This window comes from Streptomyces liliiviolaceus (assembly GCF_018070025.1).
Classification (GTDB): domain Bacteria; phylum Actinomycetota; class Actinomycetes; order Streptomycetales; family Streptomycetaceae; genus Streptomyces; species Streptomyces liliiviolaceus.
The window spans coordinates 41961-54422 of record NZ_JAGPYQ010000002.1 but is presented as its reverse complement, the minus strand read 5'-3'; the positions used below and the strand labels follow the sequence as shown (position 1 = coordinate 54422).

Annotated in this window: 12 protein-coding genes; 4 read left to right on the top strand and 8 right to left on the bottom strand. The window is 69.7% G+C overall.

Annotation, left to right across the window (positions count from 1 at the left end):
* Positions 1-102: 102 nt before the first annotated feature.
* A complete protein-coding gene (locus J8N05_RS36035; RefSeq protein ID WP_210890655.1) occupies positions 103-507 on the top strand; it encodes an SseB family protein in 405 nt (134 codons plus the stop codon).
* A gap of 260 nt (positions 508-767) precedes the next feature.
* Here the strand turns inward: J8N05_RS36035 and J8N05_RS36030 are convergent, their stop codons facing one another.
* From J8N05_RS36030 to J8N05_RS36015, 4 genes are all read right to left on the bottom strand, one after another.
* On the bottom strand, positions 768-1754 hold the full coding sequence (locus J8N05_RS36030) for an AraC family transcriptional regulator (RefSeq protein WP_210890654.1): 987 nt from the start codon (positions 1752-1754) through the stop codon (positions 768-770).
* 86 nt (positions 1755-1840) lie between these two features.
* On the bottom strand, positions 1841-2263 hold the full coding sequence (locus J8N05_RS36025; protein WP_210890653.1) for a MarR family winged helix-turn-helix transcriptional regulator: 423 nt from the start codon (positions 2261-2263) through the stop codon (positions 1841-1843).
* A gap of 99 nt (positions 2264-2362) precedes the next feature.
* Positions 2363-2713, bottom strand: coding sequence for a VOC family protein (locus J8N05_RS36020; RefSeq protein WP_210890652.1), 351 nt, complete (start codon positions 2711-2713; stop codon positions 2363-2365).
* 146 nt (positions 2714-2859) lie between these two features.
* A complete protein-coding gene (locus J8N05_RS36015) occupies positions 2860-3444 on the bottom strand; it encodes a TMEM165/GDT1 family protein (protein ID WP_210890651.1) in 585 nt (194 codons plus the stop codon).
* Between the two features lie 368 nt (positions 3445-3812).
* Between J8N05_RS36015 and J8N05_RS36010 the strand changes: the two genes are divergently transcribed.
* Positions 3813-4205, top strand: coding sequence for an SseB family protein (locus J8N05_RS36010; RefSeq protein ID WP_247706826.1), 393 nt, complete (start codon positions 3813-3815; stop codon positions 4203-4205).
* 9 nt (positions 4206-4214) lie between these two features.
* On the opposite strand, the gene J8N05_RS36005 is transcribed toward J8N05_RS36010, so the two are convergent.
* Genes J8N05_RS36005 through J8N05_RS35990 form a run of 4 tightly spaced genes read right to left on the bottom strand, consistent with a single transcriptional unit; the run spans position 4215 to position 8387 of the window.
* Complete coding sequence (locus J8N05_RS36005; RefSeq protein WP_210890650.1) at positions 4215-5246, bottom strand: LacI family DNA-binding transcriptional regulator; 1032 nt, start codon at positions 5244-5246, stop codon at positions 4215-4217.
* Positions 5243-6148: a carbohydrate ABC transporter permease gene (locus J8N05_RS36000; RefSeq protein ID WP_210890649.1), complete on the bottom strand. Its 906-nt coding sequence runs from the start codon at positions 6146-6148 to the stop codon at positions 5243-5245. Before J8N05_RS36000 ends, J8N05_RS36005 begins: the two co-directional genes overlap by 4 nt.
* Entirely contained in the window at positions 6145-7068 is a 924-nt protein-coding gene (locus tag J8N05_RS35995) for a carbohydrate ABC transporter permease (protein WP_210890647.1), read from the bottom strand. Before J8N05_RS35995 ends, J8N05_RS36000 begins: the two co-directional genes overlap by 4 nt.
* Positions 7065-8387 (bottom strand): extracellular solute-binding protein, encoded by a 1323-nt coding sequence (locus J8N05_RS35990; protein ID WP_210890646.1) that lies wholly within the window; start codon positions 8385-8387, stop codon positions 7065-7067. Before J8N05_RS35990 ends, J8N05_RS35995 begins: the two co-directional genes overlap by 4 nt.
* 184 nt (positions 8388-8571) lie before the next feature.
* On the opposite strand from J8N05_RS35990, the gene J8N05_RS35985 reads away from it, so the two are divergent.
* Both J8N05_RS35985 and J8N05_RS35980 read left to right on the top strand, forming a co-directional pair.
* On the top strand, positions 8572-10611 hold the full coding sequence (locus J8N05_RS35985; protein WP_210890645.1) for a beta-galactosidase: 2040 nt from the start codon (positions 8572-8574) through the stop codon (positions 10609-10611).
* A gap of 270 nt (positions 10612-10881) precedes the next feature.
* Positions 10882-12456 (top strand): glycoside hydrolase family 53 protein, encoded by a 1575-nt coding sequence (locus J8N05_RS35980; protein WP_210890644.1) that lies wholly within the window; start codon positions 10882-10884, stop codon positions 12454-12456.
* Positions 12457-12462: the final 6 nt, after the last annotated feature.

Sequence of the window (12462 nt, the reverse complement as noted above, 5' to 3'; positions counted from 1 at the left end):
GTGGAGCGGGCATGGCACCCCGCAGGACGGGTACGCGATCAGCCGCGCCCGAGTCGGAGACGACACGGGCGGCCTGTTTTCGCCACTACGTCTGGATGTGCCATGGAGATTTCCTCGAACGACAGCGCCACGGTGGAGGCCCAGCGCGCGCTGAGCGTCCTGGCCGAGAACGCCGGGGACGGCGCGGCGCTGGACACACTGGCCGGTAGTGACGTGCTGGTCCCGGTGCCCGACGACGCCCAGGACGAGACAGCGGCCGACCCCACGGTCGTGGCCCTGCCCGTCCTCGAACAGCCGGGCTCCGACCCGCTGGTCCCGGTGTTCACCTCGGAGGTGACGATGGCCGAGCTGCTGCCGTCCGTCTCGCGCTACCGCCTCGTCCCCCTGGGGACGCTCGCCGCGCAGTGGCCCTCCAGCGACCTCTCGCTGAGCATAGACGCCAGCACGCCGCACGGACTGACCCTCGACTCGCAGGGTGTACGCACCCTGCTGGCGCCCCGCGCCTGAGAAGGACGGTGCGGACGGGGGATCGGGCCCGGCCACATGCGGAGGGGAGCGGCCGGGCCCTGGGGCGCGGGCGTGCTCCCGCGCCCTGGGGCGCAGGTCTGCTCCCGCTCCCGCGCCCCTGGTCCGCAACCGTGAGGGATGAACGGCGCCGACACCGTTCATCCCTGACGCACGGGCGCCGTGATCAACGGTAGGCCGACACCCGTGCCGGAATCGCTCCGCAAAGCGCGGCGCTTGTCCGGTATGCGCGGTGGCGCCCCTCAGCCCGAACGCAGCGTCTGCGCGGGCGAGGTCCCGAACCGGTTCCGGTAGCGCTGCGCGAAGCGCCCGAGATGCGCGAACCCCCACCGGTACGCCACCTCCGTGACGGTGATCGTCGCGGGATCGGCCGCGAGCAGCTGCTCGTGCGCCCGCCGCAGCCGGACCTCGGTGACATACGCGGTGGGGGACATCCCCACATGTTTGCGAAACGCCTCCTGGAGGGCGCGCACCCCGATCTGGGACAGGGAGGCCAGCCGCGCCGCGTCGTAGTGCTCGTCGGGGCGTTCCTCGATCGCCTCCATGACCCGCCGGACCGTCGCGGGCCGCGCCGCCGGCACGGGCGTCTCCAGCGCGCCGCGGTAGGAGTGCCCGCACGCGAGCAGCAGCCCCTCCAGCAGGGTCTGCTCGATCCGGGACCGGATCAGGGGCCGGCCCAGCAGCCCGTTCGAGGTGTTCTTCTCCAGCAGGCACCACAGCGCGAGATCCGCCCAGCTGCGCCCGGCCCCCTGGCCGACGTCGATGTACGTCTCGAAGGACGGCGGACGGCGTACGGGCCCGCCGAGCAGGGCCTCCAGCCGCTCGTGCAGGGCAGCCATGTCGATCTTCACGGTGAGGGCACGGCAGTCGGCCGACCAGTCGTCCACCCGGATCCCGCGTTCCGGCTGGAGGAACACCGCGCGCTCGGGAACGGTGTACGCCGACGCCCCGTACCCCTGCCTGCAGCGGAAGCGGCCGGTGAGGGGCACGGTCACGTGGTAGACCCGCGGCTGTGCGAAGTCGATCCTCACCTCGGTGCCGAAACTGACGTCGCCGACGGTCAGGGCGCCGAGTTCGGCCACGCTGAGCCGGGTGAGGAAGTCCTCGGCCCGGCCCGGTACTTCGAGGCGGAGGTCGTAGTAGTGCTCCGCGATGACGACATGGGACTCGTCCACGCTGCGTGTCTCGTAGCTGCTGACCCCGGCCTGCCGCTCTTCGTCCTCGACCACTGTGATCCCCCCGACACAGCCCGCGCCGTTCTGCGCACGGCAACCATGTGACGGTACGGGATGCGCCGGGCGCGGAGGAAGGAGCCTCAGGCGTCGGTCAGCATGCGCGCCAGGGCGGCGCGTTGGAGGGGGCGGACCTGGGTGTGCAGGTCGCGGCCCTTCTGCGTGAGGGCCACCCAGACGCCGCGCCGGTCCTCCTGGCAGATGCTCCGCTCCACCAGGCCCTCCTTCTCCAGGCGTCCGATCAGCCGCGAGAGGGCGCTCTGGCTCAGATGGATCCGGTCGGCGATGTTCTGCACACGGCACTGCTCGGCGGGGGCCCGGCCCGTCTTCTCCTGTGTGGTCGGGCCCGAGGTGTCCGACACGAGGATGTCGAGCACCTCGAAGTCACTGGCGCCCAGTCCGTGCGGATGGAGTTCGCGGTCGATCTCGCACATGGTGCGCGCGTGCACCGACAGGATGTCCCGCCACTGGTCCTCCAGCCGGGAAGCGGCCTTCTCTGCTGCCATGTCCGCACGGTAACAGAGAAAAGGCCGCTTGTTGAGTATGCAACTAGTGCAGTTGCATACAGTTGACCGGCTTCAGGATCGGACTGACCGGGTCCAGGATCAGGACGCCTCCTGGACCAGACCGACCGCGTTGCCGTCCGCGTCCTTCACGGAGGCGATCAGCATGCCGCCGCCGACGTCCTGGACGTCCTGGACCACCTCGGCGCCGGCGCCGACGAGAGAGGCGAGGCCCGCCTTGATGTCGTCGACGTACCAGTAGGGGACCGGCCCGGTCAGCCCCTTGGCGTGCCCGTGCGGGTCGAGCCCGACCTCGGGCTGCCCCGGCGCCCGGAAACCCACGTAGTACGCCTCGTCCACGTACGGCTCCACTCCGAGGAGCGCGCCGAACAGGGCCTTGGCCCGGGCGAGGTCCTTGACGGGGTAGGTGATGGTCTTCAGGCCTTCGGACATGACGGGCTCCTCCGTGGTCGTGGTCGTGACGCACCGGCGGTCGTTCGTCCGCCGGTTCCTTCACGCTACGACCGGGTGGTGCCGGGCCGCTTCTCCGATCCTGACCGGTCGTGGGACCGGCCGCGGGCGGAGCGGCCGTCGGCGCGTCAGCCCGCGAAGATCTCCACCACCGACCAGACGGCGAGGCCGAGCATGCAGATCCCGCCGACGCGCTGCACGGTCTTCAGCGGTACGCGCTTGGCGATGAAGCGTCCGGCCAGCAGCGCCAGCGCCGAGACCGACATCAGGGCCGCCGCCGAACCGATGGCCACGGACGCGACCCCGTTCGTGGCGGCGAGGTTGGCGGTCGTGATCTGCGTCAGATCGCCCCACTCGCTGATGAAGACGGCCATGAAGGCGGTCGTGTAGACGGGCCAGAAGCCGGTGACGGTACGGCCGCCGGCGTCCTCCTCGTCCTCGTCGTCGCCGCCGCGCAGCAGCATGAAGGCGCCGAACGCGAAGAGGGCGGCCGAGACGGACTTGACGGTCCAGTCGGGCAGCAGGCCGATGAGGCTTCCGGCGCCCACCGCGATGGCGACATGCACGATGAAGGCGGTGGACGTGCCGAACCACACGTACAGGGGCCGCATGCGGGTGCCCATGGCGAGTGACGCGAACATCGTCTTGTCCGGCAGCTCGGCGAGGAAGATCAGCCCGAAGGCGGTGAGGATCGCCAGAGGGTCGAGATGCATTCCGGTGGCTTTCTGTAGGGACCGGGCCCCCGGATCTTCGCGAAGCGCCCTCGATCGGGGCGACGGGAGAACCGATCGGCCCGGCATCTGGGGTGCCCGCGGGATCGCGGGCACGGCAATGCCTGGCCGAAGGTCTCGTCCACCCGTGTGTCACACGGGCCCGGCCACCGGGAACCCGAGGGCTCCAGTGTGTCGACGACCGGTTCGCAGGACTACTCCCCTTCGCAGTCACTCAGTGTACAGGGCATCTGGATGGGTGGCGCATGGGAGCGGGACGAGTGGGTAGAACGGGTGCATTCCGCGCGGACGGATCATCTCCGGGCAATCAGGTCTCCGGGGGCCGCGCGGGGAGAACGGAAAGCGGCACCATGACCATGACCGACGCGACCGACGAAGGCACCGCCGAGGTGATCCTCCGGGCCCTGAGCGTGCTGGCCCACGACGGAGGGGACCGGCACGCGCGGGCGACGCTGGCCGACAGCGACGTACTGATCCCGTCCTACGGCATGGACGACGACGGCGGGGACCCGATACAGCTGCTCCTGCCGGTCACGGAGCGGACCGTGCTGGTCTTCACCTCGGAGGCGCGCATGGTCCACTCCCTGCCCGGTGTCCGTCACTACTGTCTCGTCCCGCTCGGCACGCTCCCTGCGTACTGGCCCGAGAGGAACCCCTCTCTGATCATCGACGCCGGGTCGCCGGACAGCGTGATCCTCACCGCCGAGGGCGTACGGACACTGCTGTCCGCCGACGGCCGGTGAGCCCCCGCCTCAGGTCGACTGGCGTTTCACCAGCTCCGTCGGCAGGATCACCGCCGCCGGATCCTCTCCGCCGATCTGGGCGAGCAGCACCCGGACCATCTCGGAACTGATCCGGTCGTAGGGCTGGCGGATCGTGGTGAGTTCGGGGCTCGCCGCGACCGCCGCGGAGGAGTCGTCGAAACCGCCCACCGCGACATCGCCGGGGACGCTGCGGCCCGCCCGCTGCAGCGCGCTCAGCACGCCCTGCGCCATCAGGTCGGAGGCCACGAAGACGGCGTCCATGTCCGGCGACCGTTCCAGGAGCAGTTCGGCGCCCGCCTCGCCGCTGGCCCGGCTGTAGTCGCCGGACGTGACGAGGCGTTCGTCCAGGTCGATGCCCGACTCGGTGAGCACCTCGCGGTAGCCCGCCAGGCGCTCGACACCGCCGGGGGTGTCCAGCGGGCCGGTCACCATGCCCACCCGGCGCCGGCCGAGCGACACCAGATGGCGCACCATGTCCCGGGCGCCGTCCCGGTCGTCCGCGGCCACGTAACTGATCTTGGAGCCGACGCCGATGGGCTTGCCGCACATGACGAGCGGCACACCGGCGTCGCGCAGTTGCTCGGCCACCGGGTCGCCGGAGTGGCTGGACACCAGCAGCACCCCGTCGACATGGCCCGCCGTGATGTACCGCGTGATGCGGCGCCGCTCGTCCTCGGTGCCCGCCAGCATCAGCAGCAAGGGGATGTCGTGCGCCGCGAGTGCCTGCGTACAACCGCGCAGCAGGACGTTGAAGTTGGGGTCCTCGAAGAACCTCTCCTGCGGTTCGGTGAGCAGGAAGCCGATCGAGTCCGAGCGTCCGGTGATCAGCGAGCGGGCGTGCCGGTTCACGACGTAACCCGTCCTGCGGATGGCGGCGTTGACCGCTTCCTGGGCGGCGGGGCTGACGTAGTGCCCGCCGTTCAGGACGCGTGACACCGTCCCCCGGGACACTCCGGCCTCGCGCGCGACGTCGTGAATCGTCGGCGGTCGGCGCCGGCCCCCCGATTGGCTCATGGTCACGACTTTACGGCTCCCGACAGCAGATCGAGACTCCAGAACCGCTGGATGACCAGGAAGAGGGCGACGAGCGGGATGACCGCGAGCAGCGCGCCGGTGATCACCAGCGTGTAGAGGGCCGGAGTGTTGGAGCCCTGTTCGAGAAGCGTGAACAGACCGAGGGTGATCGGGAACTTCTCGTCGTCGCTGAGCATGATGTACGGCAGCAGGAAGTTGTTCCACACCGCCACGAACTGGAACAGGAAGACCGTCACCAGACCGGGCACCATCATCGGCAGCGCGATCCGGGTGAAGATCCGCAGCTCGCTCGCGCCGTCCATCCGCCCCGCCTCGACGACGTCGGCGGGCACGGCCGCGGCGGAGTAGATCCGCGCGAGGTACACGCCGTACGGGGACAGGATCAGCGGCAGCAGCACGGACGCGTAGGAATCCGTGAGGTCGGCCTTGGCCATGAGGAGGTACTGCGGGATCGCGAGGATCACGGGCGGCATCAGCACACCGGCCAGCAGGATGTTGAAGACGGTCTCGCGCCCGCGGAAGCGGTAGATGGCCAGCGCGTAGCCGCTGAACGCCGACACGGCCGTCGACAGGAGGGCGCCGAGGCCCGCGTAGAGGGCGGAGTTGCCCATCCACTTCCAGTACACGCCGTCGCGATAGGCGTTGAGGTCCGAGATGTTCTGGGTGAAGCCCGTGCCCGGCAGGAACGTGAACGTCGAGAACAGCTCGCTGCCCGACTTGGTCGCCGCGATCACCACCCAGGCCACCGGCAGCAGGCAGTAGAGCGCGCCGATCAGCAGGGTCACCGTCGGGACGAAGGCGATACGGCGGCGCAGCGGCGGCCCCTGGGCGGTGCCGGGCGTGGTGCCGGCGGCCGGGGCCGCCTTGCGGACGGCAAGAGAACTCACTGTGCTGCCTCCTGCTTGTTACGGGAGTTCGCGGCCCGCAGGAAGCCGAAGGACAGGACCAGCGTGACGAACGCGATGATCACCGCGGTCGCCGCGGCGGAGTAGATGTCGCCCTTGCCGAAGGCGTCCTGGTACACCTTCATCAGCGGACTCCAGGTCGTGGAGACGGAGTTGGTGAGCGGTTTGAGCGTGGTCGGCTCGCTGAACACCTGGAGCGTCGCGATGATCGAGAAGAAGAAGGTGAGCACCAGCGAGGGCACCACCATCGGGATCTTGATCCTGAGCGCGGTCTGCAGCGGGGTGGCGCCGTCCAGCTTGGCCGCCTCGTACACCTCGGCGGGGATCGCCTGCAGCGCGGTGTAGATGACGATCATGTTGAAGCCGGTGCCGCCCCAGACCGCGATGTTGGACAGGGCGATGTACAGCGGCCCGCCGTCCAGCAGATCCGGCTGCGGCAGGCCCAGCCGGTCGAGGACGAAGTAGAAGGGGCTGACGTCCGGCAGATAGAGGAAGCCCCAGAGCATCGCCGCGACGACACCGGGAATGGCGTACGGCAGGAAGATCGCGAGCCGGGTGACCGGCGTGAGACGGACCCGGTCGGCGTCGAGCATCAGCGCGAAGAGCAGCGCGAGCCCGAGCATCACCGGGACGACGATGGCGCCGTACCCGAGCACGCGCAGCGCTCCGGCGAGCAGTTCGGAGTCGGTGAGGGAGTCGGTGTAGTTCTCCAGGCCCGCCCAGACCTCTTTGCGGGCCCCGGAACCGAGGCCCAGGCCCTTGACCTGGACCTTGTGCAGGCTGAGCCAGATCGCGTAGCCGATGGGCAGCGCGAAGAACAGGGCGAACAGGATCGTCGCGGGGAGAAGGAAGGCATACGGGGCCTTCTTGGCCCCGTACGACTTCCGGCGTGCGCTGGTCACTCCGCGACCTCGAAGCCCTGCTTCTCCAGGTCCGCGACGGTGTCGTCCTGCATCTTCGTCAGGGCCGCGCCGAAGTCCGACTTGTTCTTGGCGGCCGAGCCGAAGGCGTCCTTGAACGTGGTGTACGCGACGTTCACGTTCGGGCCCCAGGCGGAGGGGGCGGTGGTCTTCGCGATGGCGGAGGCCTGGGTGTAGAAGTCGGGCTGGTTCGAGAAGTACGCCGGCGGCTCGGTGAAGGCGCCACTGGTCTGCGCGGTCGTGGCGGCCGGGTAGATGCCGCCCTCCTTCGCGAGCGCGGTCAGCGCCTCGGGATCCGTGTTCAGCCAGGTGGCGAACTTCGCGGCGGCCGACTTGTGGCCGGAGTCCGTGGTGACGGCCGTGGACGAACCGCCCCAGCTGCCCGTGACGTTCTCGGCGGCGGACCACTGCGGCAGCGGGGCCATCGCCCACTTGCCCTTGGTGTCGGGCGCGGCGGTGGTGAGGGTGCCCGGCGCCCAGACCGCGCTCACCCAGGCGATCTGCTTGCCGGTGTTCAGCGCCTTGTTCCAGGCGGGCGTGTACATCGGCTGGTTGTCGATCGCGCCCTCCTCGACGAGACCGCCCCAGAAGTCGGCGACCTTCTGCGAGGCCGCGTCGTCGATGCCGACCTTCCACTTGTCGCCCTCGGTGGTCCACCACTTGGCACCGGCCTGCTGCGCGAGACCGGCGAACAGCCCGGAGTCGTTGGCGGAGAACGTGGTCAGGTCCGACTCCGGCGCCTTCTTCTTCAGCGCGCGGGCGGTCTCGGCGAACTCCTCCCACGTCTTCGGGACATCGAGGCCGTACTTCTTGAACAGGTCCTCGCGGTAGTAGAACATCATCGGCCCGGAGTCCTGCGGGATCGCGTACACCGCGTCCGAGCCCAGCGTGGTCTGCTGCCAGACGCCCTCGGCGAACTTGTCCTTCACCCCGTCCACGTCACCGGCTATGTCGGCGAGCGCGTCGTTGCTGACCAGCGTCGGCAGGGCCTGGTACTCGGCCTGGACCAGGTCAGGGGCCTTCTTGGCCTTGTGCGCGGTGAGGATCTTGGTGACCAGCGTGTCGCCGGACGCCTGCTTCTTGACCGTGACCTTGATCTGGTCCTTCTTGCCCTGGCCGTCGTTCCACAGGGCGGCGACCTTGTCCATGCCCGGCGTCCAGGACCAGTACGTCAGCGAGACGGGCCCCGAATCGGCCTCGCTGTCGTTGTCGTCCGAGGACCCGCAGGCGGCGAGTGCGGTGGCGCCGAGCGAGACGGCGACCGAGATGGTCACGAGGCGGCGCAGCTTCGTGTGTGGCATGGATGTATCTCCCTGACCGTGGTCTCCGCCTGCTGCGGAGGCCTGCCATGCTTCTGTGAGCGTTCACAGTAGAGAAACATCCCGGACACTTGTCAATGGTTGTTGCTGTGCGGTTATGTTGGCCTCGCGCCGCTGGCGCTGTGTGTGCACGTTCCCAAATGATCGATTGACCGGGAGACATTCCATGCCGGAGACCACCCCCAAGGGCCTTGACCGGCTCGCCTTCGGTGGGGACTACAACCCCGAGCAGTGGCCGGAGTCCGTGTGGCCCGAGGACGTCCGGCTGATGCGCGAGGCCGGCGTCACGATGGTCAGCGTCGGGATCTTCTCCTGGGCGCTGCTCGAACCCTCGCCGGGCACCTACGACTTCGGCTGGCTCGACCGGGTGCTGGACCTGCTGCACGAGAACGGGATACGCGTCGACCTCGGTACGCCGACCGTCGCGCCGCCCGCCTGGTTCTACCGGGAGCACCCCGAGGCGCTGCCGGTGGCCGCCGACGGGACCCGTTACGAGTTCGGCTCGCGCGGCGCCATCTGCCACAGCAACCCGCACTACCGCGCCGCCGCCGCGAACATCACCGAGCGTCTCGCGGAGCGGTACGCCGCACATCCCGCACTCGCCCTGTGGCACGTCCACAACGAGTACGGGGTCCCGGTCTCGGCCTGCTACTGCGAGAACTGCGCGGCACACTTCCGCCGCTGGCTCACCGAGGCGTACGGCTCCGGCGGCACCGTGAACGCGATCGACGCGGTCAACGAGGCCTGGGGCACGGCATTCTGGGGCCAGCGGTACGCGGACCTCGACCAGATCAACCCGCCCCGGCTGACCCCGACCGTCGGCAACCCGGGCCAGGCGCTCGACTACAAGCGGTTCGCCGACGCCACCATGCGCGAGAACTTCGTGGCCGAGCGGGACATCCTGCACCGCCTGGCGCCCGGCATCCCGGTCACCACGAACTTCATGACCGCCCTCAGCCAGTGCGACTCCGTCGACTACTGGGCCTGGGGCCGCGAGGTCGACCTCGTCAGCAACGACCACTACCTGATCACCGACGGCCGCCGTACGCACGTGAACCTCGCGATGGCCGCCGACCTGACCCGTTCCGTGGCGGGCGGCGCCCCCTGGCTGCTGCTCGAACACTCCACCTCGGGCGTCAACTGGCAGACCCGCAACCCCGCGAAGGCGCCCGGCCAGATGGCCCGCAACTCGCTCGCCCATGTGGCCCGGGGCTCCGAAGGCGCGATGTTCTTCCAGTGGCGGCAGTCACGGCGCGGCGCGGAGAAGTTCCACTCGTCGATGCTGCCGCACGCGGGCACCGACTCGCGCGTGTGGCGCGAGGTCGTCGAACTCGGCGCGGCCGTCGACTCGTTGAGCACCGTGCGCGGCACTCGCACGGTGGCCGACGCGGCCGTCCTGTGGGACTGGCACTCCTGGTGGGCGCAGAACCTCGCCTGGCGGCCGAGCGAGGACCACGACCCGCGCGAGCGCGCCGACTCCTTCTACGAAGCCCTCTACGACCGGCACCTCACCGTCGACTTCGCCCACCCGGAGGCCGACCTGTCGGCCTATCCGCTGGTCGTGGTCCCGGCGCTCTACCTGATGACCGAGGCCGCCGGGCTCAACCTGAAGGAGTACGTCGAGAACGGCGGCACGCTCGTCGTCTCGTACTTCTCCGGCATCGTCGACGAGCACGACGCCGTGCACGACGGCGCGTACCCCGGACCGCTGCGGGACGTGCTCGGCCTGACCGTCGAGGAGTTCTCGCCCCTCCTCGCGGGCGACCGGGTGCGGCTCACCGGCCCCGACGGCTCCGAACTCGCCGGCGACGTGTGGAGCGAGTTCGTCGTGCCGCGCGGTGCCGAGACCGTGTGGACGTACGCGGACGGGCTCGCCGCCGGGCATCCCGCGGTCACCCGGCACCGGCTCGGGGCGGGGTCCGCGTGGTACGTGTCCACGCGGCTCGGCGCCGCCGGGCTGGACGCGCTGATCGGGTGGGCCGCGGATGATGCGCGGATCGCTCCGCGCGGTGATCTGCCGCGTGACGTCGAAGTCGTGCGGCGGGTGGGGGAGTCGGGGGCGTTCCTCTTCGTGGTCAACCACACGGGTGTGGAGGTCAAGGTGCCGGTGGATGCGCACGGTACGGAGTTGCTGACCGGGGAGCGGGCCGGGGGGCGGCTCGCGGTGCCCGCGGGGGCCGTCCGGGTCGTGCGACTCGACGACTGATCCGACCTGCTGATTTCGCCCCCGCCGCCCTTACCCGTTCCCGTCCACGACTCGGGGGCCAGCCCCCGAACCCCCGCTCCTCAAACGCCGGAGGGGCTGAGATCAGCCCGTCCGGCGTTTGAGGACGAGCGCGCAGCGCGATCAAGGGGGGCGAGGGGGCGCAGCCCCCATGCAGTGACGGGAAGGGTAGGGGCGGCGGGGGCGAGCAAACCCCCCGTCACCACAACGCGGGGATCACATCCACATCACGTCGAAGGGACAACGACGACGATGTTCCATCCCAGACGCACACTCAAGGCCCTGCTCCTGCCCCTCGCAGCCGGCCTCGCCCTGACCCTGCTACCCGCGCAGAGCGCCTCCGCGGCAACCACCCTCACCAACCCCGGCTTCGAAGCGAACGGCACCGGCACCGCCACCCCCACCCCCACCGGCTGGACGGCCTACTCGGCCGCAGGCCAGACCGCGGCCTCCTTCACCGAGGCGGGCGGCCACACCGGCAGCTACCGGCTCACGCACTATGCGGCCTCCGCGTACAAGGTGGAGACGTACCAGTACCTCTCCGGCCTCACCAACGGCACCTACAAGCTCACCGCCTGGGTGCGCTCGGGCGGCGGCCAGAACTCCGCGTATCTCGCGCTGAAGAACTGCGGCAGCGCGGAGCAGCGCACGGACATCCCGGTGTCGTCCAGCGGCTGGCTCCGGATCGTCACCTCCATAGCGGTGACGAACAACCAGTGCACGATCAGCGTCAACTCCGACGCCAAGGCGGGCAACTGGATCAACGTGGACGACCTGACCTTCACGTCCGGCTCATCCGCCCTGTCCATCAAGGGTTCTGACGTGTCGTCACTCGCCAAGAGCGAGGCCAAGGGCGGCGTCTACAAGAACAGTTCCGGCACCACCGGCGACGCCCTCGCCATTCTCAGGTCGGCCGGGCAGAACTACGCCCGGCTCAAGGTATGGGTGAACCCCGCCGACGGCTACAACGACAAGGCGCACGTCCTCGCCGTCGCCAAGCGCGTCAAGGCGCAGGGTATGAAGCTCCTGGTCGATTTCCACTACTCGGACACCTGGGCCGACCCGGGCGCCCAGGCCAAGCCCGCCGCCTGGTCCGGCCACTCCTACAGCCAGCTGAGGACGGACGTCTACAACCACACGTACGACGTGCTGAACGCCCTGAAGGCCCAGGGCACCACCGCCGACATGGTGCAGGTCGGCAACGAGATCAATGGCGGCATGCTCTGGAACGAGGGTTCCACCTCGAACTGGTCGCAGCTCGCCGGACTGCTCAACTCGGGCTACGACGCGGTGAAGGCGGTCAACTCCGGTACGACCGTGGCGATCCACCTCGCCAAGGGCGGCGATCTGGCCGGCACCCGCTGGTGGTTCGACAGCGCCGTCTCCAACGGTGTGAAGTTCGACGTCATCGGCCTGTCCTACTACGGCTACTGGCACGGCACGCTCGCCGACTTCCAGACGACCCTGGACGACGCGGCGTCCCGCTACGGCAAGCCGGTCTACCTCGCCGAGACGGCCTACCCCTTCCGCCTGGACAGCGAGGACGCGACCGAGAACATCATCGACCTCGCGAGTGAACTCGTCCCCGGCTACGCCGCCTCGACGGCGGGCCAGACCCAGTGGATGAAGGACGTCGCGAGCATCGTGGAGGCCGTTCCGAACGGCCGCGGCCTCGGCATCTTCTACTGGGAGTCCACCTGGACCGCGGTGACCGGCAACGGCTGGGACCCGACGGACCCCTCGTCCGGCAACGGCTGGGAGAACCAGGCCCTGTTCGGCTACGACGACAAGGCGCTGCCGGCGATGGCGTGGTTCAGCCACCGGTGACCGCCC